The 25,889-nt window shown below is 65.9% G+C and carries 18 protein-coding genes; 6 read left to right on the plus strand and 12 right to left on the minus strand.

What is annotated here, in order from left to right; translation table 11 throughout:
• Nucleotides 1–83: 83 nt before the first annotated feature.
• Nucleotides 84–4,859, plus strand: coding sequence for a type I polyketide synthase (locus tag HMPREF2698_RS03995; protein ID WP_070562256.1), 4,776 nt, complete (start codon nucleotides 84–86; stop codon nucleotides 4,857–4,859).
• Nucleotides 4,832–6,403: an acyl-CoA carboxylase subunit beta gene (locus HMPREF2698_RS04000; protein WP_049156936.1), complete on the plus strand. Its 1,572-nt coding sequence runs from the start codon at nucleotides 4,832–4,834 to the stop codon at nucleotides 6,401–6,403. The genes HMPREF2698_RS03995 and HMPREF2698_RS04000 overlap by 28 nt, the downstream gene beginning before the upstream one ends.
• Nucleotides 6,404–6,672: 269 nt before the next feature.
• On the opposite strand, the gene HMPREF2698_RS04005 is transcribed toward HMPREF2698_RS04000, so the two are convergent.
• The 6 genes from HMPREF2698_RS04005 to trmB all read right to left on the minus strand — a co-directional run bounded on the left by HMPREF2698_RS04005 (nucleotide 6,673) and on the right by trmB (nucleotide 12,909).
• Nucleotides 6,673–7,686, minus strand: coding sequence for an HNH endonuclease signature motif containing protein (locus HMPREF2698_RS04005; protein ID WP_070562258.1), 1,014 nt, complete (start codon nucleotides 7,684–7,686; stop codon nucleotides 6,673–6,675).
• Nucleotides 7,687–7,813: 127 nt separating this feature from the next.
• Nucleotides 7,814–8,161 carry a DUF3054 domain-containing protein gene (locus HMPREF2698_RS04010; RefSeq protein WP_070562261.1) on the minus strand — a complete coding sequence of 116 codons (348 nt, stop codon included), beginning with the start codon at nucleotides 8,159–8,161 and terminating at the stop codon, nucleotides 7,814–7,816.
• Entirely contained in the window at nucleotides 8,162–9,172 is a 1,011-nt protein-coding gene (locus HMPREF2698_RS04015) for a lysylphosphatidylglycerol synthase transmembrane domain-containing protein (RefSeq protein WP_070562264.1), read from the minus strand.
• On the minus strand, nucleotides 9,169–11,517 hold the full coding sequence (locus HMPREF2698_RS04020; protein WP_070562267.1) for an MMPL family transporter: 2,349 nt from the start codon (nucleotides 11,515–11,517) through the stop codon (nucleotides 9,169–9,171). Before HMPREF2698_RS04020 ends, HMPREF2698_RS04015 begins: the two co-directional genes overlap by 4 nt.
• Before the next feature lie 7 nt (nucleotides 11,518–11,524).
• Nucleotides 11,525–12,136 (minus strand): NYN domain-containing protein, encoded by a 612-nt coding sequence (locus HMPREF2698_RS04025; protein WP_070523775.1) that lies wholly within the window; start codon nucleotides 12,134–12,136, stop codon nucleotides 11,525–11,527.
• Nucleotides 12,136–12,909, minus strand: coding sequence for a tRNA (guanosine(46)-N7)-methyltransferase TrmB (gene trmB, locus HMPREF2698_RS04030; protein ID WP_070545160.1), 774 nt, complete (start codon nucleotides 12,907–12,909; stop codon nucleotides 12,136–12,138). Before trmB ends, HMPREF2698_RS04025 begins: the two co-directional genes overlap by 1 nt.
• Before the next feature lie 357 nt (nucleotides 12,910–13,266).
• On the opposite strand from trmB, the gene HMPREF2698_RS04035 reads away from it, so the two are divergent.
• Nucleotides 13,267–15,087 (plus strand): phosphoenolpyruvate carboxykinase (GTP), encoded by a 1,821-nt coding sequence (locus HMPREF2698_RS04035; RefSeq protein ID WP_070562269.1) that lies wholly within the window; start codon nucleotides 13,267–13,269, stop codon nucleotides 15,085–15,087.
• A 54-nt stretch (nucleotides 15,088–15,141) separates the two neighbouring features.
• Here the strand turns inward: HMPREF2698_RS04035 and HMPREF2698_RS04040 are convergent, their stop codons facing one another.
• Nucleotides 15,142–15,906 (minus strand): class I SAM-dependent methyltransferase, encoded by a 765-nt coding sequence (locus HMPREF2698_RS04040; RefSeq protein WP_070562272.1) that lies wholly within the window; start codon nucleotides 15,904–15,906, stop codon nucleotides 15,142–15,144.
• Nucleotides 15,907–15,930: 24 nt separating this feature from the next.
• Here HMPREF2698_RS04040 and HMPREF2698_RS04045 point away from each other — a divergent pair, with 24 nt between their 5' ends.
• Nucleotides 15,931–17,013, plus strand: a complete 1,083-nt coding sequence (locus HMPREF2698_RS04045; protein ID WP_070562274.1) for a glycosyltransferase family 4 protein — start codon at nucleotides 15,931–15,933, stop codon at nucleotides 17,011–17,013.
• Here the strand turns inward: HMPREF2698_RS04045 and HMPREF2698_RS04050 are convergent.
• Nucleotides 16,937–18,415 carry an MmpA family trehalose lipid delivery protein gene (locus tag HMPREF2698_RS04050; protein ID WP_083303783.1) on the minus strand — a complete coding sequence of 493 codons (1,479 nt, stop codon included), beginning with the start codon at nucleotides 18,413–18,415 and terminating at the stop codon, nucleotides 16,937–16,939. The two genes, HMPREF2698_RS04045 and HMPREF2698_RS04050, sit on opposite strands and share 77 nt — an antisense overlap.
• 12 nt (nucleotides 18,416–18,427) lie before the next feature.
• Nucleotides 18,428–19,402: a PorA family protein gene (locus HMPREF2698_RS04055; protein ID WP_070562281.1), complete on the minus strand. Its 975-nt coding sequence runs from the start codon at nucleotides 19,400–19,402 to the stop codon at nucleotides 18,428–18,430.
• A 53-nt stretch (nucleotides 19,403–19,455) separates the two neighbouring features.
• On the opposite strand from HMPREF2698_RS04055, the gene HMPREF2698_RS04060 reads away from it, so the two are divergent.
• Entirely contained in the window at nucleotides 19,456–20,622 is a 1,167-nt protein-coding gene (locus HMPREF2698_RS04060) for an acyltransferase family protein (RefSeq protein ID WP_070562284.1), read from the plus strand.
• A gap of 159 nt (nucleotides 20,623–20,781) precedes the next feature.
• Here HMPREF2698_RS04060 and HMPREF2698_RS04065 read toward each other — a convergent pair whose 3' ends face one another.
• From HMPREF2698_RS04065 to HMPREF2698_RS04075, 3 genes are read right to left on the minus strand one after another with little or no spacing between them, the layout of a single operon-like run.
• Nucleotides 20,782–24,021 (minus strand): alpha-(1->3)-arabinofuranosyltransferase domain-containing protein, encoded by a 3,240-nt coding sequence (locus HMPREF2698_RS04065; protein WP_070562287.1) that lies wholly within the window; start codon nucleotides 24,019–24,021, stop codon nucleotides 20,782–20,784.
• Between the two features lie 2 nt (nucleotides 24,022–24,023).
• Nucleotides 24,024–24,221 carry a DUF2613 domain-containing protein gene (locus HMPREF2698_RS04070; RefSeq protein ID WP_010188604.1) on the minus strand — a complete coding sequence of 66 codons (198 nt, stop codon included), beginning with the start codon at nucleotides 24,219–24,221 and terminating at the stop codon, nucleotides 24,024–24,026.
• 32 nt (nucleotides 24,222–24,253) lie between these two features.
• Nucleotides 24,254–24,760 (minus strand): universal stress protein, encoded by a 507-nt coding sequence (locus tag HMPREF2698_RS04075; protein WP_070562290.1) that lies wholly within the window; start codon nucleotides 24,758–24,760, stop codon nucleotides 24,254–24,256.
• A 58-nt stretch (nucleotides 24,761–24,818) separates the two neighbouring features.
• On the opposite strand from HMPREF2698_RS04075, the gene HMPREF2698_RS04080 reads away from it, so the two are divergent.
• On the plus strand, nucleotides 24,819–25,880 hold the full coding sequence (locus HMPREF2698_RS04080) for a glycoside hydrolase family 3 N-terminal domain-containing protein (protein WP_070562293.1): 1,062 nt from the start codon (nucleotides 24,819–24,821) through the stop codon (nucleotides 25,878–25,880).
• The last annotated feature ends 9 nt before the right edge of the window (nucleotides 25,881–25,889 follow it).

Below are 25,889 nucleotides of genomic sequence, written 5' to 3' on the forward strand. Positions count from 1 at the left end.
CATCGATGTGCGCGCTTTTGTGCTGCGCAAAATCGAATGCAGAGTTAGATATTTTTTAGTCCGCGTAAGAAAGCTAGAGATTTATGACCGTTGAAGAGCTTCGTGGCTGGTTGCGCACCTGGGTTGCGCAGACCACCGGCCTGTCGGCAGAGGAAATCACGGACACCAAGCCGCTGGAGAATTTCGGGCTGTCCTCGCGTGACGCAGTGGTCCTTTCCGGCGAGTTAGAGAACCTCCTCGGCATTAAGCTTGAGCCCACCGTGGCCTATGAGTATCCCACCATTGCGCAGCTGGCTGAGCGCCTGGTCAACGGCGCAGCCGGTGCTGCGGTAGAAGGCGCGCCGGGTGGGGCCTCGCCGCGTTCGACCGCCATCGCGGGCGGCGACATCGCCGTGATCGGTTATGCCGGCCGTTTCCCGGGAGCCAAGAACGTCGACGAGTTTTGGAACATGCTCGTCGAGGGCCGCGCTGGTACCGGCCCGTTGCCCGTCGGACGCTGGTCGGAGTACTCCTCCGACCCAATTACCAGCGAGAAGATGGAGCAGCAAAACACCGACGGCGGCTACATTGAGGACATCGCCTCCTTCGACGCCGAGTTCTTCGGCCTCTCCCCGCTGGAGGCGGCCAACATGGACCCGCAGCAGCGCATTCTTCTAGAAGTGGCGTGGGAGGCTCTCGAGGATGCCGGGGTGCCCGCCAACCAGCTGCGCGGTACCGCCACCGGTGTCTACATGGGCTCCACCAACAATGACTACGGCATGCTGATTACCGCCGACCCGGCCGAGATGCATCCCTATGCCATGACGGGTACGTCCTCGGCGATCATCGCCAACCGTCTCTCCTACGCCTTCGATCTGCGCGGGCCTTCCCTCAACGTGGATACCGCGTGCTCCGCCTCCCTCGTGGCGGTCAACCAGGCAGTCAAGGACCTGCGCGTGGGTGCGGCCGATACGGCTCTTGCCGGCGGCGTCAACATCCTGGCTTCGCCGCATGCCTCCATTGGCTTCAGTGAGCTGGGTGTCACCTCGCCCACCAGCGCCATCCACGCCTTCTCCGATGATGCTGATGGCATCGTCCGCGCGGATGCCGCGGGCGTGCTCGTGCTCAAGCGCCTCGAGGACGCGGAGCGCGATGGCGACACCATCCACGCCGTCATCAAGGGCACCGCGGTCAACTCCGACGGCCACTCCAACGGCCTGACCGCCCCCAACCCGGAGGCACAGGTCGACGTCCTCGAGCGCGCCTATGCCGACGCCGGCATCCGCCCGCAGGACGTGGACTACGTCGAGGCCCACGGCACCGGCACCATCCTCGGTGACCCCATCGAGGCCACCGCGCTCGGTCGCGTGTTGGGCCCGGGCCGCCAGGCCGCGAACCCGACCCTGCTGGGTTCTGCCAAGACCAACATCGGCCACTCCGAGTCTGCCGCCGGCGTGGTGGGCCTCATCAAGGTCATCGAAGGAATGCGCCACGGCGTCATCCCGCCGAATATCAACTACGCGGGCCCCAACCGCTATATCGATTTCGACGCCGAGCACCTCGAAGTGGTCGAGGACCCGCGCGAATGGCCCGAGTACTCCGGCCAGAAGGTCGCGGGTGTCTCCGGCTTCGGCTTCGGCGGCACCAATGCGCACGTGGTGTTGACTGACTACCGCGGGCTGACCCACCAGGACGCCCCGCAGGTCGCCATCGGCGAGGGCCAGCCAGTAGCCCTGCCGGTCTCCGGCCTGCTGCCCTCCCGCCGTGCCGCAGCGGCTTCTGACTTGGCGGACTATATCGAGGCAGAGAACCCGAACCTGCTCTCCCTAGCCCGCACCCTTGCGCGCCGCAACCATGGGCGTTCGCGTGCGGTAGTGGTGGCGTCGTCAAGCGAGGAAGCTGTCAAGCGTCTGCGCCAGGTCGCCGAGGGAACCGTCTCCGTGGGCATCGCCGCGGCGGATTCTCCCTCCGTCCACGGCCCCGTCTTCATGTACTCCGGTTTCGGCTCCCAGCACCGCAAGATGGCCAAGGACATGATTGAGATCTCGCCGCTGTTCAAGGAGTGCCTGGAGGAGCTCGACGCCATCGTGCAGCGCGAATCCGGCTGGTCCATCCTGGAGCTGGTGCACGACGACGCCCAGACCTATAACACCGAAACCGCGCAGGTGGCCATCACCGCCATCCAAATCGCGCTGACGGATCTGCTCGCCACCTTCGGCGTGCGCCCGGCAGGCGTCATCGGCATGTCCATGGGTGAGATCGGCGCGGCCTATGCTGCGGGCGGCATCACGGCGGCCGACGCCATGCTCATCGCCTGCCACCGCGCGCGCCTGATGGGGGAGGGCGAGGCCTCGCTTCCCGACGATCAGCAGGGCGCCATGGCCGTCGTCGAGCTCTCCGCCGAGGAGATTGACGCCCTTCCGGGTTCCATCGAACCCGCCGTGTACACCGGCCCCGGCATGACTACCGTGGGTGGCCCGCGCGAAGAGGTCCTCGCGCTGGTGGAGCGCCTCGAAGGCGAGGGCAAGTTCGCCCGCGCGCTCAACGTCAAGGGCGCGGGCCACACCTCCGCCGTCGACCCGCTCCTGGGTGAGCTCTATGCGGAAATCGCCGGCATCGAGACCCGCCCTCTGCACACGACGCTCTTCTCCTCCGTGGACCGCGGCAAGGTCTACCGCCCCGGTACGGTGCTGCACGATGAGGACTACTGGATCCGCATGACCCGCAAGCCCGTCTACCTGCAGGACGCAGCGGAGGCAGCCTTTGCGGCGGGCCACATGCAGATCGTTGAGATTTCCCCGAACCCGATTGCGCTCATGGGCCTGATGTCCACGGCCTTTGCTGCGGGCAAGGCGGATGCGCAGCTGCTCTATAGCCTGAAGCGCAAGGTGGATCCCACCGAGTCGCTGTTGGATCTGCTGGGCAAGCTCTACGTCGCGGGAACTCCGGTGAACTACACTAAGGTCTTTGGCTCGGGCGCGCTTGTCGCCGCCCCGCATACCCGCTTCCGCCGCCAGCGTTTCTGGACCAACGCTCGTCCCTCGTCGGGTGTGTCCGGCCTGCCGGGCGCGCGCGTGACGCTGCCGGAGGGCGCGGTGGCGTTCTCCACGAACGCTGACCAGGCGCCGAGCGCGCTGGCCATCCTGGAGGCCGCCGCCGAGGCCGTCACCCCGGGCGCGCACATCGCGGCGAGCGAGGAGCACCTGGATCTGCCCGCGAAGGGCGAGGTCACCACCATTGTTCGCCGCACGCTGGGCGGGCTGTCGGTGGCGGTGCACTACGTGGATGGAGCGACCACCAAGCTTGTTGCGGAAGGTTTTGCCTCGACCCTTAACCTTGCAGAACCCACCCCGACGGCCGAGCCGAGCCTGCCGCAGGCCGTGACCGCGCCGCAGTTTGCTGACCCCGACGTAGGGGTCGACGCCGTGCGCTGGGACCCGGAGAAGGAGAGCGTGGAGGAGCGCTTGGCGCTCATCGTGTCGGAGTCCATGGGCTACGACGTCTCCGATCTCCCGCGCGAGCTGCCGCTCATTGATCTGGGCCTGGATTCGCTCATGGGCATGCGCATCAAGAACCGGGTGGAGAATGACTTCCAGATTCCGCCGCTGCAGGTGCAGGCGCTTCGCGACGCCTCCCTCGCCGACGTCATCACCATGGTCGAAGAGGCCGTGTCCGAGCAGCCCGATGCCGCAACCGCAAGCGCCGACGCGACCGCCGACGCACCCTCCGCGCTCACCGAGAGCGACGACACCACCCCAGACGCCTCCGCGGTGAGCGCGAAGGGCGGCGAAGGCGTGGGCGTTGCACCGCGCGATGCCTCCGAGCGCATGGTCTTCGGCACCTGGGCCACCTTCACAGGTACGGCCGCAGCCGGCGTGACCTCCGCGCTACCGCAGGTCAGCGATGAGGTGGCAGAAAAGATTGCCGAGCGCCTCACCGAGCGCGCCGGCATCGAGGTCACCGCGCAACAAGTCCACGAGGCCGAAGCGCTGGAGAACCTGGCGGACCTCGTCCGCGAGGGCCTGGAGACTGAGGTCGAGGGCAATATTCGTGTCCTGCGCGAGGCCGATGGTCCCGCCGTCTTCATGTTCCACCCGGCCGGCGGCACCACCGTGGTCTACCAGCCGCTGACCCGCCGCCTGCCTGCCGACGTCGCCGTCTACGGCGTGGAGCGCCTCGAGGGCAGCCTGGAGGATCGTGCCGCCGCCTACATCGAGGACATCCTGCACTACGCGCGCGGCCGCAAGGTCGTGCTCGGCGGCTGGTCCTTCGGTGGCGCGCTGGCCTATGAGGTGGCCTACCAGCTGCAGGAGCGCGCAGCCCGCGGTGAGGACACTGCGGAGGTTGCCTTCATCGCTCTGCTGGATACCACCCAACCGGCCCACCCGGCACCGAAGACGCTGGAGGAAACCAAGGCCCGCTGGGGTCGCTACGCCGCCTTTGCCAAGAAGACCTACGGCCTCGACTTCGAGCCGCCCTACGAAATGCTGGAGACCGTCGGCGAAGACGCACTCATGGCCATGCTCGCCGAATTCCTCAGCTCCACCGATGCCTCCGAGCACGGCCTGTCCGCCGGCGTGCTGGAGCACCAGCGCGCATCCTTCGTGGACAACCAGATTTTGGGCTCGCTGGATATGGGAAGGTGGGCGTCGGTAAGCGTGCCCGTCATCCTGTTCCGCTCCGAGCGCATGCACGACGGCGCCATCGAACTCGAGCCGGCGTATGCGGAGATTAACCCGGACGGCGGCTGGGGCGTTATCGTGAAGGATCTGGAGATTGTGCAGCTGCCGGGCGACCACCTGGCGGTTCCCGACGAGCCCGCAATCGGTATCGTGGGCAAGCACATGGAGGAATGGATCGAGGAGAAGATTCGGAAGTGACTAGCACCGCTGACAAGCTAGCGGACCTACGCGAGCGCCTCGAGCGTGCCCAGGACCCCGGCAGCGAGCGCTCCCGGGCACGCCGCGACGAAGCTGGGCGTTCGACTCCGCGCCAACGCATCGCCGCGCTTCTCGACGAAGGCTCCTTCGTCGAAACCGGCGCCCTGGGCAAGACCCCCGGCGACCCGGACGCGATTTATTCCGACGGCGTGGTCACCGGCCACGGCCGCATCAACGGCCGCCCTGTCTGCATCTATGCCCACGACAAGACGGTGTACGGCGGTTCCGTGGGCGTGACCTTTGGTAAGAAGGTCACCGACATCATGGATTTGGCCATCAAGATTGGCTGCCCGGTTATCGGTATCCAGGATTCCGGCGGCGCGCGCATCCAGGATGCGGTGACGTCTCTGGCCATGTACTCCGAGATTGCCCGCCGCCAGCTGCCGCTGTCCGGCCGCAGCCCGCAGATTTCCATCATGATGGGCAAGTCCGCCGGTGGCGCGGTGTATGCGCCGGTGACCACGGACTTCATCATCGCCGTCGATGGTGAGGCCGAGATGTACGTGACGGGCCCGAACGTGATCAAGGAGGTCACGGGCGAGGAGATTTCTTCCCACGACTTGGGTTCCGCGCGCCAGCAGGAGCTCAACGGCAACGTGTCTGTCGTGGTGCCCTCGGAGGATGAGGCCTTTGACCTGGTTCGCGACTTGCTGGATCATTTGCCTCTGACCTGCTTCGACGAGTCCCCGGTCTTCGATGCGCCTACTGATGACGAGGTGGCTGAAGACACCGAGCTGGATTCCTTCATGCCGGATGATACGAACGCCGGCTACGACATGATGGACCTGCTCACGCAGCTTGGCGACGATGACGATCTCATCGAAATCCAGGAAAACTACGCCCCCAACGTCATCACCGCCTTTGGGCGCATCGACGGCAAGGCCGTGGGCTTTGTGGCGAATAACCCGATGCATTCGGCGGGCTGTATCGACGCGGATGCCGCCGATAAGGGCGCGCGCTTTATCCGCATCTGCGATGCCTATAACATTCCGCTGGTCTTCGTGGTCGATACGCCGGGCTACCTGCCGGGCGTGGACCAGGAGAAGGCTGGTCTGATTCACCGCGGCGCGAAGTTCGCGTTTGCCGTGGTGGAGGCCACCGTGCCAAAGGTTTCGCTCATCGTGCGCAAGGCTTATGGCGGTGCATACGCCGTGATGGGTTCGAAGAACCTGACCGGTGATATCAACCTGGCGTGGCCGACAGCCCAGATCGCCGTGATGGGCTCGGCCGCCGCGGTGGTCATGATTGCCGGCAAGCAGCTCGAGGCTGCCGAGACCCCGGAGCAGCGCGCCATGACGAAGAAGATGTTCATGGACTTCTACGACGAGACCATGACCGCGCCTTATGTCGCCGCGGAGCGTGGCTACCTCGACGGCATGATTAAGCCCTCCGAGTCGCGCTTGGCTCTGCGCCGCGCGCTGCGCCAGCTTGCCGATAAGCAGGAGAAGGACCTGCCCAAGAAGCACACCATCTCCCCGCTCTAGCGTCGTTTAAGCCTGGCGGCGGGCGAAGAAGGCCTGCGGATCGCGCTGAATTTTGTGTCTCGGCGTAACATGTGAGCCTGTTTTATCCGATAGGCCTAAAGACTAGGAATTCAATCAAAGGAGAAACCCAATGCTCTCTAGCGTTCTTGACCTCAGCGGTGACATCATCAACCTCATCATTATGCTGCTCAACCAGGCCGGCGTGGACGTTTCCGCGCTGAGCTCGAAGTAAGCCAGCGCTTCTAGCCCCTCCTTGCGGAGGGGCTTTTTTAATCCCAGACCGGGCTGGGGATGGGGACTGGTGGTCCACCGTCGGGAGGCAGCCACGCCATGCGGCCTTCGATGCGGTCGATGCGCCCGCGGTACGTGGGGCGGGCGGGGTCATCGTCGTTGATGGCGTTGTGATACTTGCATAACGGCACGAGGTTGTCGAGGTTCGTCGGCCCGCCATCCTGCCACCGTCTGATGTGGTGCATCTGGCATTCCGCGGCAGGTCTTGTGCAGCCGAGCCAAGCGCACGTCGGATGCTCTGCGCTGAGCAGGATTCGTTGCTTATCGTTGGCGAAGCGGCTGCCGTAATACACATTGACCGGCCCCTCGACCGGGTGGAAGAGGGAGACGAAGCCACGCTCAGAAAACGTGGTGCGGAGGAACTCCGCGCCTGTCATCGTGCCGCCGTCGGTTGCCTGCAGAAGGATGTCATCGCCCTCGCCCCGCACAATCTTGTCCAGCTGTTCGAGGCGCACAATGACGTGAGCATGCAATGCCGGCTTCGGCGCGCCGCTTCCGGAAAAGACCTCGTGGACTGCCTTGAGCAGGTCCTCCGACGTGGCTTTGAGAGTGCCTACTAGATTGGCAATCGCGCGCGGGCGATCCGTGATGATGAGCTTGTGCATGCCGCCCGCACTGCGTCGCACGCGGACGCCAGGAGTGGGCTCGGGTGTGAGCTCCGCGAGCCTGCGCTTCGCCACACCCGCAATCTCGCCTTCTGGGGTCGCACACAATTCCACGCGCAAGTCCCATGCCTGGCGCGAGTTCTTGACGCGCGCCACATGCCGCTCAATCTGCAGCAGCGTATCCAGCGCATGGTTAGTCTCCCGGGCGCGGCGCTGCTTGGCGCTGAAAGCAGTTTGGCCAAAATAAACGCGGTGAAGTCCCTCGAGCTGCCGCGCCACGCGCGGCGTCGCGCCCAGCGCCAGCATGTCCTCGTGCGTGTGCCCCGCGCACAAGGAGACGACGTGCATGCCGCGAGCGAGTACCCCGAGTAAGTCCCCCAACTTCATGCCTCACACACTAAACCGCCCCTAACTATCCCGCAACCGGAACGCCAAACTCCCAGCTCAAACGTCCATTTGCAAGGGCGTAAAGGGGTGAAAGAAGGTCGACGGGTAACCGACTATGTCACAGATTCTAGGCGCGGGAGCGGGAAGCAAAGGCCGCGATGGCTCGCCAGCCAAAGAAGAACAGCGCCGACATTACGGTGGCCACGATGAGGAAGGACCAGTGCGGCAGGCGGCCGTTGACCAGCATCCACAGGGCCATACCGCCAATGATGGCGCTCAGCCACACGACGACGCCCTCCTTCCACAGGCCGCTCAACTTCGTCGCCATGATGATGACCCAGCCCACGAGCGCGCCCACGGTCCACGGCCAGAAGGCATCAACCCACGAGCTAAAGCTCAGACCACCGTGCGCCAGGCGGGCGAAGATGGCGAAGAGGGCGAGAGCGAGGACGTCGATAAGCGGGGCAACGCGCATTTAGGATTCCTTCCGATTCAACGCCGCGTAAGAGAAGCCATCGCGGGCGTAGTGGGCGAAGTAGATGACCCATCCAATGATAGTGATGAGTGCAAAGGAAATAAGCCGGTAGATGATGGCCGCGGAGGTGGCGTGCACCACGGTCAGGCCCGTGGCCACCAGCGGGGTGATGAGCGCGGCCTCCACCGTGCCCACACCGCCCGGGGTGACCTGCGCGGAGCCAGCCAGCTTCGCCGCGAGAAAGGCTAGGGCAACACCGGCCAGGGTGGTGTCATCGGCGCCGGCGCGCAGCCACGGAATCTCCCCGGTCACTGCCCACACGGAGGCCCACAGTGCGCCCATATCGGCCAGGCGGTGAACTAGCGACGCCCCAGCAACCACAGCAAAGGGGCCACGCGAAAGGTGGACCTCGCCCAGGTTGCGGACCTCTTGAATCGCGCGGTCCCGCTTCGGGCCGGGCCGCAGCTTACGCAGCCAGCGCTCAAGAGTCACCGGGTGCGAGGTCAACCAGAAGATGCCGCCGAGCGCCGCGAGCATGAGGACAACCGTGGTGATGAGCGATCGCAGAGCCATATCCGCGTTGAGGAAAAACACCCCGCCCAAGCCAATGAGCGCGAGGAACATCGAGCTAATGATCGAGGACAGAAACAGGAAGTAACTGCACAGCGCCACCGACGCACCCCAGCGGCGCTGCACCTGGAAGGTGAGCAAGGCCGAAAAGGCAGGGCCCGCCGGCAAGGTCGTGGACCAGGCATTGGAGGCGAGCGTAATGGCGTAGGTTTCGCGCAGTGGCACCTTGACGCCGCCCGCGCCGATGAGCCGCTTCATCACTTCCGCCATGCCCGCGATGGACAGCAGTGCGAAGAATACCACCAGCACCACAGGGAAAGGTTCGGCGTGGCGCAGGCGGCGCAATCCCTCGGAGATGAAGTCCAGCTGGTCGCGGAAGAACCACGCCAGCGCGGCCAGAATCAGCAGGGAGACTATCCAGGTCAGCCAGTTCTTCTTCATCGATCATCCGTGGAATTGAGGCGCTTGACCAGCTCGGAGAAGGGGATGAGCTCGGTGTCGGTGTCGGCGCTGCGGTCCCCGCGTACAGGAGCATCGCTTGGCGACGCCTCCTCAACCTGTTCTGCCGAAGTCACAGAGGAGTGGGGCGCGTCGTCCTGCGCAGCCGGTGCGACCTCTTCGTTGTTCAGCACTGGGGCGCTGGGCGCCGGTGCGGCAGCGGATGCGGTGGCTAGGGCCGGTTCGGCAATCGGAGCGTTGTCGCCGCCAAGGCGGTGGGTCAGGCGGGTGAGGAAGCGCGGTGCCCACCAGTTGTCCTCGCGCAGCAGGTGCATGACGGCGGGGACGAGGAGCATGCGGACGATGGTGGCGTCGATAAGCAGTGCAAAAATCATGCCGAAGGCGATGTACTTCATCATCACGATCTCGGAGAAGCCGAAGGCGCCTGCGACCACGATCATGATGAGCGCGGCCGCCGTGATGATGCCACCCGTGTGCGCGGTGCCCGCAGCGATGGCCTCGTCCGTGGACGCACCCCGGCGGCGGGCTTCCACCATGCGCGAGACCAGGAAGACCTCATAGTCCGTGGACAGGCCAAAGACGATGGCGATGATGAGCACCAGAATCGGGCTCATCAGCGGGCCGGCGGTGTAGTTGAGCAGGCCGGAGCCGAGGCCATCGACGAACATGAGCGTCAAGATGCCCAGCGTTGCACCCAGCGAGAGCAGCGTCATGATGATGGCCTTGAGCGGCAGGATGAAGCTGCCGAAGACCAGCGCCATGAGGATGAAGGTGGCCAGCACCACGTAGAGGGCCATCCAGGGTAGCGTGTCGAAGAGCGCGTCGAGGGACTCGACTTCCATGGCCGGGGTGCCGCCGACATAAAGCTCCACGCCGTCGGGTGCCTCAATGTTCTCGAGCTCGTGGACGATTCGTGCGTAGTCCTCGCGGTCCTGGATACCGGCGCCGAGGACGGTGGTGCCGTCGACGGTCGCGGTCTTCGGGCCCATTGGCTCGGTAAGGCCTTGGATGGAGCGGGCTTGCATGACGACGTCGACAAGCTGCTCATTCGTCGCGTTCTTCACCACCAGCTTGACCGGCTCGGTGCGGAAGGAGGGGAACTGCTCGTTGAACTGATCCTGCGCCACGCGCGCGTCTTGGTTGGGCGGCAGGTAGGTCTCGTTGATACCGCCGAATTTCACGCCCAGCACCGGCAGGGCCAGCGCGATGAGCAGGGCGCAGATGGCGGTGGTCATTAGACCCGCGCGGCCCATGGCCCAGCGTGGCATCCGGTACCACCACGTGTCCTCGATGCGGCGCCCGCGCCGCGAGGTCTTTCGCACAGTCCACTTATCGATATTGTGACCCAGCATGCCAAACAACGACGGCAGCACCATGACCGACAGGAGTGCGGCGAGGCCGACGGCGGAGATGGAGCCGTAGGCAACGGACTTGAGGAAGGCCTGCGGGAAGAGGAAGAGCCCGGAGAGGGACACGGCCACCATCGCGGCGGAAAAGACCACGGTCTGGCCGGCGGTGGCGGTGGTGATCGCCACGGCCTCCTTGGTATCGCGGCCCTTGTCCAGCTCCTCGCGGAAGCGCGAAACCATGAACAGGCCATAGTCGATGGCCAGGCCCAAGCCCAGCAGCGTGACGACGGCCTGCGCAAACACGTTGACCTGCTGGAAGCCAGCCAGGATCGAGAGGATGCCCAGGGAGCCCAGGATAGACAGCCCGCCCACGACGAGCGGCATGAAGGCCGCAACGACAGAGCCGAAGACGATCAGCAGCAGCAGCCCGACGAGCGGCAGGGCGGCCTTCTCCGCGCGGGAGATGTCCTTGGCCATGCCCTCATCCAGCGCGTCGGCCACGGCCGTGGCGCCCGCGACCTGCACGGGGACGTCGGCAGCGTGCAGCGAATCCTCGATGGCGCGGAAATCCTTGAGGGTCTGTTCGCCGTCGCCCTTCAGACCGATGGCGGCGAAGGCCGTGGAGTGATCCTGCGTGATGAGGTTCGGGTTGCGCTTATCAAAGTAGCTGGTGACGGAGTCGATCTGCTCCGGGTGCTGCGCCTTGAGCTCATCCAGGAAGGCCTTGGCCTCGGCGGCGTGGGCATCGGGGTCATCGAAAAGCAGGATGACGTCGCCGGAATTGTCCCGGCCGAAAGTCTCGAGCTCGATCTGTGCCGCGCTTGTCGACGCCGCCCCCGGGTCCTCCCAGCCCTCCTGGCTCATCCGGTCACCCAGGTGGGTGCCGAAGCCGAAGAAGAGGCCGAGGATGAGACCCACGATGATGAGCGGGATGACCTTGCGGTGGGCATAGGAAAAACGGCCCCAAGAATAAAACATGCGGCTCCTAATTGTGCTCGGGCGCGCGGTCCGGCAGCAGCGCGGACAGCGGGCGGAAAGGCTGCAGCCAGGCGCCGCCTGGAGGCAGGTTGTCCAGGTTCACGCGCGGCAGCGGTTCGCGGAAGACGCCCTCGATGTCTTCGAGGTCGACGAACTCGATATCGGGGTGGGTCAGCGCCCAGGAGGTGTGCTCGTGGAAGCCAAGCACGCAGGTGGGCAGGCCGGAAGCGGAGAGCTGCTCCAGCAGGTGCTGGAAGTTCTGGCCGTCGGCAGAAGCCACGATGACACCGGAGAGGTTCTCGCGGTTGGCCTTGATGTATTCGACCATGTCGGGGTCGACATCATCGTCCTCGTGGAGCTTCGGCTTGGCAAAGACGGCGAAGCCGACGTTGCGGATGGCCTCGACCCAGGGGCGGATGACGTCGGCGCCGCCGGGGCTGACGTTGGTGAAGACGGCGGCCTCGGGGGTGGCGTCGTTATCGAAGGCCAGGTCCACCAGCCAGCGGCCGATGGCGTCGAAGCGCGGGCGGTAGGCGGCGGTGGGGCGCCCGCCGAGGATGGCGCCGAGCCCCATGTCCATGTTGGGTGCGTCCCACACCAGAAGGTAGGTTCCGGCCATTACTTCTTCTCCCACAGGTACTCGGTGATGACGTGTTCCTTATCCAGGCCTTTGCCCTCAAACTTGGTGATGACCTGGCGGTCGGTGAGGATGGGGCACTCCGGCCAGGGCCAGCCCTTGTAGTCCAGGGAGGGCTCGACCTCAACGAGCTCGTTAATCCATTCGGCGTAGCCGGCGTGGTCGGTGGCCACGTGGAGCACGCCACCGGGTTTCAGGCGGGAAGCAAAGAGGTTGAGCGTGCCCGATTGGATGATGCGCCGCTTGTGGTGGCGGGCCTTGGGCCACGGATCCGGGAAGAAGATGCGGATACCGTCGAGGGACTCGGGCGCGAACATGCGCATGAGAACCTCGATGCCATCGCCGCGGACCATGCGGATGTTCTCAATATCGTTGCGCACGATGGAACCCAGCAGCTTGGCCAGGCCCGGCTTGTAGAGCTCGACGGCGATGATATTGGTGTCCTGCTCGAGTGGCGCCATGGCTGCGGTTGAGGTACCGGTGCCGGAGCCGATCTCGACGATGGTCTTCGCCCCCTCGCGGCCGAACCAAGCGGGGATGTCGAGGGGTTCGTCGGCAAGCAGGCGTCCCAACTGTGGCCAGTGCTCCTCGAAGAGGGCGTTCTGGTTGTCGGTGAGGGTGCCGCGACGGAAGGTCACGTTGCCGAGGCGTGGGTAGTCCAAATCATTGTTGAACTCGGCGTTGAAATCCGTCTGGAGGCCGCGGCCGTGAGGCATCTGCGCGGCGGGATTCTGGGAAGAGTCTGCGCTATTCATCAGTTGACATTGTTCCCTTAAGCAGGGGTGAGGGGCAACGTGCCGCGCCGTGGAGGGTGGAGGGGCGCCTCGGTGGAGGCCACACAGGACGCCGTGGGGGTAGCGGGACGGGCGTACGGGATGGGTGATCCACAGAAACGAAACCCCCGTATGGGGGCGATTGGGGGCGGTGGGTGCCATATTTCACACTCCGCTGTCCTCGGCATAGTCGGTATGAACTGGGTGGATATAACCGGGGTGGCGGGCATTACACATTCTGTTATCACCAGTGTCCGTACTCTGGTTGGTGAAACGTCGTTGGGGGAACCTTCGGCGAAATAAAGCACCCTGGCCACACCGACCACAGGAGAATGTGAGATGACCGCAACTATTAAGGGCCTTGTAGGTGAACTGCCCACGAAGAACGAGAAGCTTATTTCGTGGATCAGTGAGAGCGTCGAGCTCTTCCAGCCGGAAGAGGTCGTCTTCGTAGACGGCTCCCAGGAGGAGGCTGACCGCCTCGCCGCCGAGCTAGTGGAAAAGGGCACCCTGATTAAGCTCAACGAGGAGAAGCGCCCGAACTCCTACCTGGCTCGCTCGAATCCTTCGGATGTTGCCCGCGTGGAGTCCCGCACCTTCATCTGCACCGAGACTGCTGAGGACGCTGGCCCGACCAATAACTGGGCCCCGCCGGCAGCCATGAAGGAAGAGATGACCGAGGCCTTCCGCGGCTCCATGAAGGGCCGCACCATGTACGTCGTGCCGTTCTGCATGGGCCCGATTAGTGATCCGGACCCTAAGCTCGGCGTGCAGCTCACCGACTCGGCTTATGTTGTGCTCTCCATGCGCATTATGACCCGCATGGGCCAGCAGGCCCTAGACAAGATCGGGGACAACGGTGACTTTGTCCACGCTCTGCACTCCGTGGGTGCCCCGCTGGAGCCGGGCCAGGAGGACGTCGCTTGGCCGTGCAACGACAAGAAGTACATCACGCAGTTCCCGGAGACCAAGGAGATTTGGTCCTACGGTTCTGGCTACGGCGGAAACGCCATCCTGGCCAAGAAGTGCTACGCGCTGCGTATTGCTTCCGTCATGGCGAAGGAAGAGGGCTGGATGGCAGAGCACATGCTCATCCTGAAGCTCACGAACCCGGAGGGCAAGAAGTACCACATCGCTGCCGCCTTCCCGTCCGCTTGCGGTAAGACCAACCTGGCCATGATCACCCCGACCATCCCGGGCTGGTCGGCAGAGGTCGTGGGCGATGACATCGCGTGGATGAAGCTGCGCGAGGACGGCCTGTACGCCGTCAACCCGGAGAACGGCTTCTTCGGCGTGGCACCGGGCACCAACTACGATTCCAACCCGATTGCCATGAAGACGATGGAGCCGGGCAACACCCTGTTCACCAACGTCGCGCTGACCGACGACGGCGATGTCTGGTGGGAGGAAATGGGCGAGGCCCCGGAGCACCTCATCGACTGGCATGGCAACGACTGGACCCCGGCTTCGACCACCAAGGCGGCTCACCCGAACTCCCGCTACTGTGTGCCGATTACGCAGTGCCCGTCCGCTGCGCCGGAATTTGATGACTGGAAGGGCGTCAAGATTGACGCCATCCTCTTCGGCGGCCGCCGCGCCGATACCGTCCCGCTGGTGACCCAGGCCTTCGACTGGAACCACGGCACCATGATTGGCGCCCTGCTCTCCTCCGGCCAGACCGCTGCCGCCGAGGGAAAGGTCGGCGCCCTGCGCCACGACCCGATGGCCATGCTGCCGTTCATGGGCTACAACGCCGGTGACTACTTGCAGCACTGGGTAGATATGGGTGAAAAGGGCGGCGACCGTATGCCGGCCATCTTCCTGGTGAACTGGTTCCGCCGCGGTGAGGACCGTCGCTTCCTGTGGCCGGGCTTCGGCGAGAACTCCCGCGTTCTCAAGTGGATTGTGGACCGCATCGAGGGCAACGTCGACGCCGTCGAGACCGTCGTGGGCCACACCGCTCGCCCGGAGGATATCGACCTCACCGGCTTGGACTTCGACATCGAGGACGTCCGCGAGGCACTTGCCGTGAACCCGGCCGATTGGGCTGGCGACATGGAAGACAACAAGGAGTACCTGACCTTCCTGGGCTCCCGCGTTCCGTCTGAGGTGTGGGACCAGTTCTCCGCGCTCAAGCAGCGTGTTGAGTCTGCCAGCTAGTCTTCGCATCTAAAGAATGCTCCCCTGCGGGGGAGCTTTCGTCGTTTTAGGGGCTTAAGCGCGCAGGACGAGGACCAGGTTGGAGGTGAGGAACTCGCGCAGCACCGGCACCTTGAGCACCCACCAGGCCCAGGCAGGGTGGTAGCGCGGAAAGGCCGCGAGGAACTCTGCGCCCTGTGGGCTAGGCGGAGCCACGCTGCGCGCCCAGTCCAAGCCCTCGCGGGCGGAGAGCGCAAAGAGTGAGGTGCCGAAAACGTTTTTCGGCGGGTGGCCGTGGATGCGGGCGTAGCGGTCGCGGGCGAACTCGCCGCCCACGTAGTGCTCCCACAGGCCGGTCTCGTGCCCGCCGAAGGGTCCCAGCCACACCGTGTAGCTCAAGATCACCAGCCCGCCGGGCTTGGTTACGCGCAGCATCTCCTCACCCATGTCCCACGGGTTGGGGATGTGCTCGGCCACGTTGGAGGAATACGTGATGTCGAAGATGTCATCCGCGAAGGGCAAGCTAGTGCCGTCGCCGCGCACGGCCTGGGCCACCTCGATGCCGGCGGCGGCCATCTCGCCCACGTCCGGCTCCAGCCCGACATAGCTGGCCCCGCGCTGGGCAAAGGCCGAAGCGAAATAGCCGGGCCCGCCCCCGACGTCGAGCACGCGCGCGCCGGTGAGGGAGAGGGAATGGTCGCGGGAGAGGGCGTCGACAAGCGCGGCGGTGTCCTCAGCCAGACCGCCATAAAAGACCGCGGGCGCTGTCTGCTCAAAGCGGAAGGAGCGCAGCAGTCGCCAGGAGCGGCGCAGGGTGGCCAAGGCACGGGTGCGTTTCATAACCCACTAGGCTAGTTCCTCGACATGAAAATCCTTCTTTTGTGCTGGCGCGATTCCACCCACCCGCAAGGTGGCGGCTCCGAGCGCTACCTCGAGCGCGTCGGGGAATACCTCGCCGCCCAGGGCCACGAGGTGGTCTTCCGCACCGCGCGCCACATGAACGCCGCTAAGCGCGAACGCCGCAACGGCGTGCTCTATTCGCGCGCAGGTGCCAAGTTCAGCGTGTATCCGCGCGCGCTGTTGTGGATGCTGTTTGGCGCGCGCGACGTTGACGTTGTGGTGGATACCCACAACGGCATCCCCTTCTTCGCGCGCCTGGCCACTCGCGCGCCCGTGGTGATCCTGACGCATCACTGTCACCGCGAGCAGTGGCCGGTGGCCGGGCCCGTGCTGGCGCGGCTGGGGTGGTTCCTGGAATCCTGCGTGGTGCCAAGGATCTACCGTGAGAACACGTGGGTGACGGTCTCGGAGGCTTCGAAGCGCGACCTGGAGAAGCTGGGGATTCACGGCGCGCACATCATTGAGAACGGCGTGGACCCCCTGCCGTCACACGTGCCCACCTTGGAGCGCGAGGCCGATATCCACCTGGTGACGCTGTCGCGCCTCGTGCCGCACAAGCAGATTGAGCATGCCATGGACACCGTGGCGCGGATTCCGGGCGCGCTTCTCGACGTCATCGGTTCCGGCTGGTGGGAATCCCACCTGCGCGAGTATGCGCGCGCCCACGGGGTGGAAGACCGCGTGCGCTTCCGTGGTCAGGTGACGGAGGATTATAAGCATGCGTTGCTCGCGCGCGCTGATGTCCACCTCATGCCGTCTCGAAAAGAAGGCTGGGGTTTGGCAGTCATGGAGGCGGCCCAACATGGGGTGCCCACGGTAGGTTATGCGTTTGGCCTGCAAGACAGCGTTATCGACGGCAAGACCGGTGTGCTGGTGCAGCGCGAGGAGGAGTTCGCGCAGGCGGTGCGCATGCTTGTCGCCGACCCCTCCCTCCGCCACCGTTTAGGCGAGGCGGCACGTGAGTTGGCGGCTACTTTTTCGTGGGAGAAAACCGGTGCGCGCTTCGAAGAATTACTAGAAGCGGAAGTGCGCACCAAGCGGCGCTAAGCCCCCACGGGGCGGGTGCCGGTTGCGCGTTGGTGGTGGCGACGATGCGGCCGTCCTCGACGACCGCGCCCACACCAAGCTTCTCCAGCCGGTCGATGTCGCGGTTGATCCAGGCATCGGTGGCCGCTAGGTAGCGCGGCGCAGGCTCATCCACGTTTATGCCGTCGACGGTGAGCTCGCCGGAGTCGAGCTTGTTGGCGGCCTTGGAATAGGGGTCGAGGGCAATGCCGCCGTCAAGCGGCACCATGGCGGGGCGGTCGGCGAAGAAGGTCAGGCGCCCGTCGAGGTCTTCGACGAGCTGGCGGTCGATGCCCGCTTCGCGCGGGCGTAGCACGGCGAGCTCCCGCGGTGCATCGGGGGCTTGGAGCAAGCAGGTGCACAGGGCGAGCGCTGCGGGAAGCTGGCGCAGGGACGCGATACCCGCCACGGCCAGCGGTAGGGCGAGCAAGGTGAGCTTGGAGGAATCACGCACCAGGCCCGCGCCTGGGATGTGCTCCACGGCGAAGGCGATGAGACCGGGGGCGAGTGCGCCGAGGATGGCCAGGCCCATGCCGAGAACCGCCAGGGCCGCGAGCGGGCGCAGCTCGCGCCGGGGAAGGCAGGCAGCGCCCAGGACAGCGAGGGCGGCGACGGCAAGTCCCGCCAGGGCGAAGCCCTGCTCGCGGGAAGCCGGTACTGCTGCGGCATTCCAGATGCCACCGAAGCCGAGCAGCGAGCCGACCGCACCCACGTAGGCCTCCGCGCGCGGGGCAAAGGCCGCGGCCTGGACGGCGGGGTCGCCGTGGGTGGTAGGCGAACCGGCCACGAGGCTTGGAACTAGCCACGGCAACCACAACAAAACTGAGCCGCCAGCGAAGAGCCACCGCCTGCGCCCTTCGCGCTCACAGACAACCGCGATGAGTCCCCCGAAGAGCCCGCCGGTGGGCGTCAAGGACGCGGCCCACAGCGCCAACCACGCCACGCGCGGGCGCGCATGGAGGCAACCCCACGCGATCACGGGCGCTAACCAGGCGGCGACCGCCAACGACCACTGGCCCTGCAGGAGGCGCTCGATGATAAAAGGATTGGCCACCGCGCACGCCATCGCCGCGGCCGCCGCCCACGGGCTGGACTCGCGCGCCCACCGGCCCGCCACCCACGCCGAGGCGCTCGCGGCAGCAAGGATGAAGACCCTGGCCAGCCACGCCCCGCCGAGCAGGGCAAGCACCCCGTCCTGCGGTGCATTGCGGGCGGGAAGGTCACCGGCGCCGAAGGCGGCAGCGCTCAGGGCCGGGCGGTCAAGCAGCACCATGTCGCGCCACAGGAACTCGCCGGGCAGCACGAAGGGCCAACACACCGCGAGCACGAGTACCACGCCCCAGGCGCAGAGGGCAGTGTGCACCGCAAGGGATGCTCGGGACACAGCCACGGGCGCCTACGCGCTCTGCGCTGCATGGCGGCGCATGAACATCGCGGCCGCCACGGCCAACAACGCCACGCCGATGGCCTTGCCCAGCCAGCCGACGAGGCTCAAGATTTTGACCGTGTCGATCACCCGGCGAACCGAGTCGAGGCGTTCGGTGCGGGTGGAATCGGACCAGGAGAGGGGGACGTCGAGAAGCGCACGCTCGTGCGTGTCATCGGCATCGACCATCGCCTGGGCCTGGCGTGCGTCCGTAGCCCAGAAGATGCGCGGGTGCTCCTCCTCGTTGACGATGGTGCCGGTCGTGGGCTCCACCCACACCGTGCGGCTCACGGCGTAGAAAGGCTCGAGGATGACGTGTGATTTCGGCTTGAGGTTGTAGCGCTCCAGGGATTCCGCGGAGTAAAAATCGCCCGCGGGGCCGGAGCGGTGGGCTTCGAAGGCGAAGACCTCCCCGAGCGAGACTGGCGCGACATCCTGGTGGAAGACGTAGGTGGGGATGCTGTCGAGCTTTTCATCGCGCAGGAAATCGATGGGCTCCGTGTCCTGGGTCAGCGGATCGAAGAAGGGATAGGAGCGCTGCTCCGCGCCGGAGGGGAAGAAGTAGCTGATGCCGTCGCGCTCCACCCGGTCTTCCACCTGTACGTCGAAGGCGGGCAGCTCGATGTGCTGCGTCGTGTTCGGCCCCGCCACCGGGTAGGTGGATTCGCGGTTGAGCTGGGATTCCTCGGTGATGTGCGCGATGGTCTCGCCGTTGAAGGTGAGGTCCACGGTGGACTGCGCGCGGGCCACGGAATCCTTCTTCGCGGGGGCGGTGGTGGTGTGGCGGGTGAACGTGGCTCCGTCGTGCTCCGCGTGGATCTCTAGGTTGAGGTCCCTGGGCAGCGGGCGGGATTGGTTGTTGTACAGCGGCGGAAGGATGGACCCGAGTATGAGGAACACCGCGGCGGCAATCGTCACCTGCGCTAGGCGGGAGCGAAGGAACACGTCAGCTCCGATCGGTCGAGGGATTCACTGCAGAAATAGTATCGTAGTGGGCCATGCGCTTTCTCCCTGAGCTCGAAGGCGTGCGTGCGCTGGCAGCATTGGCAGTCGTGGTCACGCACGTGTCCTTTCAGACGGCCACTGGCTGGGCCTGGGCTGAGCGCCTGGATTACGGGGTGGCGGTCTTCTTCGTGCTCAGCGGTTTCTTGTTGTGGCGCCGGCGGCACGTGCACACGGCGGGGCAGTACGCGCTCTCCCGCGTGGCGCGCTTGGCGCCGTTGTATGTGGTGTGTGTGGTGGTCGTGCTCGCCTTGCTTCCCGACGCTTCCCCCTTAACCCTCCCGCAAGTCATCACCAACCTGACTGGCACGCAGCTCTATATTGCCGATGGCCTGGTTCCCGGGCTCACGCAATTGTGGTCGCTGTGTGTGGAGTTCGCCTTCTATGCGGTGTTGCCGCTGTTGGCGTGGTTGTTGGATAAGCTCTCGGCGCGCCCGCGGGTTGCGCTTATTGCTGGAGCTGGCGTGCTGAGTTTGTTCTGGGGCTTCCTGCCGTTTGTGGCCGGGTATGAATCCGGCGATGTCAATACGCAGATTTGGCCGCCCGCGTATTTCTCGTGGTTTGCGGTGGGAATGCTGGCCGCGGAGGCGGAGGCCGCGCAGGTGCGCCTGCGTGCTGGGCGGATTGTGCGTCCCGCCTGTTGGGCGGTGGCGGCGGGCTGCGTGTGGCTGGCCAGCCGCGAGTGGTTCGGCCCGCAGGGCTTGGTGCATCCAGAACCGGGTGAGTTTGCGCGGCGCATTGCGGCGGGGGCGGTGTGCGGGGCGTGCATCGTGGTGCCGGTGGCGCTGGCCCCGCGGGAAAGCTGGCTTTCTTCCGAGGTGATGCGAGCGCTGGGCCGCTGGTCTTATGGTGTTTTCATGTGGCACGTAGCGGTGCTGGCCATTGCCTTCCCGCTGTTGGGCGTGTCTGCTTTCTCCGGCTCTGCCGGGGATTTCGCGGTGGTGTTGGTCTTCACGGTGGTCGTTAGCTGTGTGCTTTCTGCTGCGACCTACGCGCTTGTCGAGGTCCCCGGCCGCGACCTCATCCGCTCCTTCGCCCGCGGCCGCATCACCATTCCGCGTTCGCTGCCGCGCCTCGCCGCCGATTCCGCGAGCTCTGGCGGTTCCGGATCCCTTGCCAACGCCGCCGGTTTTACTGATTCCGCCGGTTCGGCGGGGCCGTAGACGGCACTTCACACATGGCATTTTCCAGAAGGCATTAGTCAAACGGTTTACTTGACCCCAAACAAACCTTTTACATCGCCGCAGATGGTTTCCCTGCCCCCAAAGACACCTTTTGACTAGTACCTTTTGAGGGAAACCATCTGGGGCGGGGCCGGGTACTTAGGACGTGCGGCGGGATGGGAGGCAGGCACACGTGATGGCCGCGGCGCAGAGCAGTTGCACGAGCAGCGAGTCGCCGGCGTAGCCGTCCGTGGGCCAGGGTGCGCGGGCGAGCATCGCGCCCGCAGCCAGGGTCAGCGCGCCCGCCAAGTAGTCGGAGCGCAACGTGGTCCAGCGGGTGATGGCCCACGCCGCGGCCGCGGCGGCAACACCGGGCAGGCCCGCGACGAGCGCCATCGTTGCCGCGATGAGCAGGGCTAGAAGGACACGCGCCGAGGTAGACGAGTGGGTAGCAGGGCTGGACGAGGCGGTGTTGTGTGCCGTGTAAGCAGCGGAGGCGGCGGGGGAAGCGGAGTGAGGGCGGGGGCCGCGGGCCATGACGAGCAGGCACAGCGCGGTGGTCAGCGCGGCGAGCGCGCCGCCGAGGCCCAAGCCGACGCGATAGGCGCGGTCGGCAGCAAAAGACATGTGGAAGGTGCCGCCGGCACCGGCGGGAATGAGGAAGGCCTGCGTGTCGGCATCGATGGAGCGCGGTTCGAGGGGCAGTGGTTCCGAGCTGGAGGCAGGCGTTGAGTCCGGCGCTGAGTCTTGTGCTGAACCTGGCGTCGAGACCGCAGCTGTGCTGGGGGAGCGCAGCTCGCCGCGCAGGCCTTCGTTGAAGGCACGGCCGGTGATGAGGAGGCGGTCGTGGTCGGCGGGCTCGATGGTCTCACCGGCAGCGAGCGGGGTATAGCCGTGGTCAGCACCGGATGTGGCGGCTGAGCCGGCGGAAGACCCGGCTGCGGCTGAAGAGCGGTCAGAGGAAGCGGGAAGGGGCGCGGGCAGGGAGGATGCGGTATCGGTCAGCGCCGCCCAGTCGCCGGTGGTGCGCAGGAGGTGCTGACCGGCGGGCAGGTTGAGGGTGGAGTTGGGGGCGTGGGGGGAGCCGTCGATAAGCACTGTCTTCTCACCGGAGACCCGCACCGTCATGTCGCGCGGGGTAGTAAAGGAGCGGATGAGGATGTGCTCGTTGTCCTGCTGGAAGAGGAACTGCTCGGCATCGGGCGAGGTATCGGGCACGGTGACGATGCGCCGCGGGGTGGGCTGATCCACGATGGAGGCTTCCGCAATTCCGGTGCGGCGCTGCGGCTCGATGCGGATGGTGGAGGCTTTCGCGCCGGGCACGCGGATATCGCGGGCGCGGTAGGCCTCCATGGTGACCGTCACCTTGGAGTCGCCGTTGTGGATGGTGACCTCAGTCGTGCCGGTGGTCATCAGCCGCAGCGTGGGCGAGGTCCACGTGGAATCGGAGTGCAGCTCCAGCCAACCGGAATCGCCGGGCGCGGGCCACCACGCGGTGGAGTTCTCGTCGTCGACGGCCGCTGTAAGAGAACGCGCCGGGTTCGCCCCGCCGAAGGCAGAAGCATCCGCGGCAGAGGAGGACGCGGTGACGCGACCATCGTGCTCCACCACCTGGGTCAGCGGGCCGGCGGAAGGGTAATCGCGCAGTCGATTGCGCACGGTGGAGGGGTCATCAGGGGCCAGCGGCGCGGAGACCGGGCCGGAAAGCGTGCCGTAGTTGCGGTCGCGCAGCGCAGGCGTATCGGTGACGATATCGGCGTTGGAGGAGACGAGTTCGTGAGGACCGGAGAGGAGCGCGAGCGACTCCCCACCGCCCGCCACGCGCGGCGGATTCGCAGGCGCCAGGTTCATGGAGAGGTCGGGGTCGAAGACCACGACGTCGACCTCCCCGAAGGTGTGGACCTCGCCCGGGATGTGGTCCGAAGAACCAGACATGAGGTCGTGGCGCACCGCGACGGCCCCGATGCCTAGGCGTTGCAACACTAAGGGCGCGGTGGCAGGGTCGCGTTCGATCTGCGCCATCGCACCGTCCAGACCACGGATGGCCTCGGGCGGGATGAGGGGGACGGCGTCGCGGACGGCCCAGGGGACGTCGAGAAGCGGCTGCGCCGGCTCATCGCGCGTCCACCCCCAGTCCTGGCGGGCAAAGGACGCCGGTGGGTAGATGAGCACGCGCGTATCCAGGCTGTTCATGAAAGAAGCGGCCTCCTGCCAATAGCTGGGCACCTCCTCGTAGGCCCCCTTCGGCAGTAGCCTGCCCGCCCACGCCGGGGCGGTCGCGCCCATCACCACGAGGCACACCAGAAGGCCCGCTGCTTCACGACGCCCCAGTGCCAACGTCCGCGGCAACCTCACCCGGGCAGCAATCGCGGCCACGCCGAGTACCAGTGGGATGCGCACCAGCGGGTCGAATTTGTGCACATTCCGCAACGCGGCCAGCGGGCCATCGAGCGCGTCGAGGTACCACGCGGCATGCGTGCCTAATATGGCCACGCCCACGAGCAACATCGCAGGCCACAGGCGCGGCAGCCGGGCCAGGCCCATAAGACCCAGGGCGGCCACGGCCACGGTGACAAGCACGAAGACCGGCTCGGTGGCCAGCTCGTTGCCGGCAACGCGCTCGGTATCCACAAACGGCGCCCAACTGGTGGTGCCGCGCAGGATTTCCGCCAGGTTGAGCCACCGCGTGGTCACGCCGGCGGACTCGATGAATTCCGTGAAAGGCGGGGCATAGCGGCCCAGGATGAGCAGCGGGGTAATCCACCACGCGGATACCGCAGCGCACCCAGCCAACCACACCAGGCCGGTCTTGCCCGCGCGCCGCCACAGCAGGATCACACCCGCCGGCAGGCAAGCGGCGAGTGTGGCCGTGGCGTTAACCGCGCCCATGCACGCCACCGCCACCACCGAGGGTGCGGCATCCCGCCAGCACAGACGGCCCGGCCGCAGGAAGGGCAGCAGCACCCAGGGGGCCAGCATGACCGGCCAGGTCTCCGAGGAAATCGCGCCCAGCGTGGTCAGCGTGCGCGGGGAGAGCGCATAGAGGAGGCTGCCCATCAGCGCGGCATAGCGCGGCGCGGCGGGAAGCACTGTGCGGACCACGCGGAAGAAGCCCAGAAAGCCCACGGCCAGGACCAAGAACCACCAGGCGCGCTGCGCTATCCAATCCGGAAGTGGGTCCGCCAGCAAGAAGAACAAGCCCTGGGGGAAGAGGTAGCCATAGGCCTGGTTCTGGAGCTGGCCCAGCGTAAAAGTATCGGTATAGGCGTGCAGGGCGCCGGCCAAAAACCCAGCCGGGTTGGCCACCAGGTCGTGCTTAGTATCGGCGGCGGTCAGCCCCCATGGCTGCACCAGAACCACGAGGGCTAAAAAGAAAAGCCCCCCGATGCGTGCGCGCACGCTTACTCGCGGGAGCCGTACTCCGGCCCGCCCATCACGGCGTCGGAGGCCTTGACGGAATTATCGTTTGGAACGGCATCTGCCTGCGAGAACTGCGCGATGCCCAGGATGGTTACGACACCTAGCGCTACGCCAACGACCGCGCTGCCCAGGGCCGGGCCCAGGGTGCGCTTGTTGAGTGAATCGCTGTCGAATGCCATGGCGCCAGATTCTAGCAGCTCGATGCCGCCTTTTAGGAGTGGCTCTCCGCTGCGTCGTCGTCCTCCTCATCGTTCTCCGGCGGAACGATGAAGACCGGCAGGCCTGCGTTGCGCACGATGTACTCCGCGGTGGAGTTGTTCCACAGCGAGCGGAAGCCGGTTAGCGCGCGGGTGCCGGTGACGATGACATCGATGTCGAGTTCTTGGGCGGCGTCGACAATCGCGCTCTGAATCGTCGTCACGGATTCCACCAGGTGGGCATGGCCCCGCAGCCCCAAGGTCTCCGCCTTGGCGATGCCCTGGCGGCAGATGGCGAGGGCCTCCTCGTAGGCCGGATCATCTTCCACGCTGTCTGGTGAGACCGTGGATTGGTGCAGCCCGGTGCGGCTGACGGCGCGGGCGGCCTGGCGTGCGGACGGCTCCCACGCGGTGAGGATCTCGACGTCGGTGGGGCGCAGGAGCCGCGCGGCGTACTCGAGGGCGCGGTCGGCGCGGTCGGAGCCGTCATAGGCAATGAGCATGGTCTCTCCGTTATTCATGTGACCATCCTAACAACCGGTTGTTTCCCGCGCGGGTGCTTCAGGCACACTGGTGGGCATGAGAAAAGCAATGCCCGCCCTCCTGTTGAGTGCTACCTGTGCGCTGAGCGCGTGTAGTGAGGAGCCTGTGCTTTCCGACGCCCCGCCCAGCGAAACCAGCGCCGCGGCCTCGAGCGCCGCGTCGGGGGACGCGGCAGAACACGATGCCGCGCTTGAGGGCGTCCGCGCTCGCGCTGCCGTCAAGCTCATGCCGCCGGCGCTGAACTACGAGGATGCCCGCGCGAAACTCGAAGCCGGCGTGGGCGGGCTCTTTATCCCCAGCTGGGCCGACCCTGAGCTGCTCAGCGATGGCCCGCGGGGAGTGAACGCCCTGCGCGAGGAGATGGGCCGTGACTTTGAAGTCTCCATCGATTTCGAGGGCGGGCGCGTGCAGCGCTTCTCCGAAATCTTGGGTGACTACCCCTCCCCGCAGGCCATGGCGGAAGGCCATAGCCCGGAGGAGGTCGAGGCCCTGGCCACGGAGATTGGGCAGAGCCTGCGCGCCCACGGTGTGACGGTGGACTTCGCCCCCGTGCTCGACGTGGATGGGGGAGACCTGGAGGTCGTCGGCGATCGCGCCTTCTCCACCGACCCACAGGCCGCCGGCGAGTATGGCGCGGCCTTTGCCCGCGGGTTGCAGGCCGCCGGTGTGAAGGCCGTGTTCAAGCACTTCCCCGGCCACGGGCGCGCCTCCGGGGACACGCACCTGGGTGAGGCGGTGACCCCGCCGCTGGAGGAGCTCTCTGGTCACGAGTTCGTGCCTTTCCACACGGCAATCCCGCAAGCCCCGGACGCGGCCCTCATGATGGGGCACCTCGTGGTACCAGGCCTCGGCGACGAGCCCGCCTCCCTCAACCCGCGGGCCTACCAGTTAGCCCGCGAGGAGCTGGGCTTCGAGGGCACCATTTACACCGATGACCTGGGAGGTATGGCTTCCATCTCGGAGAATTTCAGCGTGCCGGAGGCCGTGGCCGCAGCACTCGCCGCCGGGGCCGATATGCCGCTGTGGTCCACTGACGATGACATCAACGCGGTCATCGACGCGGCCGCCGAAGTCGTGGCCCAGCAAGAGGGCGACTAGTAAAAACCA

Origin of the sequence: Corynebacterium sp. HMSC072A02 (genome assembly GCF_001810085.1) — a bacterium.
Taxonomy (GTDB): Bacteria; Actinomycetota; Actinomycetes; order Mycobacteriales; family Mycobacteriaceae; genus Corynebacterium; species Corynebacterium hesseae.

Excerpts from the sequence above, each read along its gene's own strand:
- HMPREF2698_RS03995 (WP_070562256.1), top strand. The coding sequence starts at position 84 with ATGACCGTTGAAGAGCTTCGTGGCTGGTTGCGCACCTGGGTTGCGCAG.
- HMPREF2698_RS04000 (WP_049156936.1), top strand. The coding sequence starts at position 4,832 with ATGGATCGAGGAGAAGATTCGGAAGTGACTAGCACCGCTGACAAGCTA.
- HMPREF2698_RS04005 (WP_070562258.1), bottom strand. The coding sequence starts at position 7,686 with ATGAAGTTGGGGGACTTACTCGGGGTACTCGCTCGCGGCATGCACGTC.
- HMPREF2698_RS04010 (WP_070562261.1), bottom strand. The coding sequence starts at position 8,161 with ATGCGCGTTGCCCCGCTTATCGACGTCCTCGCTCTCGCCCTCTTCGCC.
- HMPREF2698_RS04015 (WP_070562264.1), bottom strand. The coding sequence starts at position 9,172 with ATGAAGAAGAACTGGCTGACCTGGATAGTCTCCCTGCTGATTCTGGCC.
- HMPREF2698_RS04020 (WP_070562267.1), bottom strand. The coding sequence starts at position 11,517 with ATGTTTTATTCTTGGGGCCGTTTTTCCTATGCCCACCGCAAGGTCATC.
- HMPREF2698_RS04025 (WP_070523775.1), bottom strand. The coding sequence starts at position 12,136 with ATGGCCGGAACCTACCTTCTGGTGTGGGACGCACCCAACATGGACATG.
- trmB (WP_070545160.1), bottom strand. The coding sequence starts at position 12,909 with ATGAATAGCGCAGACTCTTCCCAGAATCCCGCCGCGCAGATGCCTCAC.
- HMPREF2698_RS04035 (WP_070562269.1), top strand. The coding sequence starts at position 13,267 with ATGACCGCAACTATTAAGGGCCTTGTAGGTGAACTGCCCACGAAGAAC.
- HMPREF2698_RS04040 (WP_070562272.1), bottom strand. The coding sequence starts at position 15,906 with ATGAAACGCACCCGTGCCTTGGCCACCCTGCGCCGCTCCTGGCGACTG.
- HMPREF2698_RS04045 (WP_070562274.1), top strand. The coding sequence starts at position 15,931 with ATGAAAATCCTTCTTTTGTGCTGGCGCGATTCCACCCACCCGCAAGGT.
- HMPREF2698_RS04060 (WP_070562284.1), top strand. The coding sequence starts at position 19,456 with ATGCGCTTTCTCCCTGAGCTCGAAGGCGTGCGTGCGCTGGCAGCATTG.
- HMPREF2698_RS04070 (WP_010188604.1), bottom strand. The coding sequence starts at position 24,221 with ATGGCATTCGACAGCGATTCACTCAACAAGCGCACCCTGGGCCCGGCC.
- HMPREF2698_RS04075 (WP_070562290.1), bottom strand. The coding sequence starts at position 24,760 with ATGAATAACGGAGAGACCATGCTCATTGCCTATGACGGCTCCGACCGC.
- HMPREF2698_RS04080 (WP_070562293.1), top strand. The coding sequence starts at position 24,819 with ATGAGAAAAGCAATGCCCGCCCTCCTGTTGAGTGCTACCTGTGCGCTG.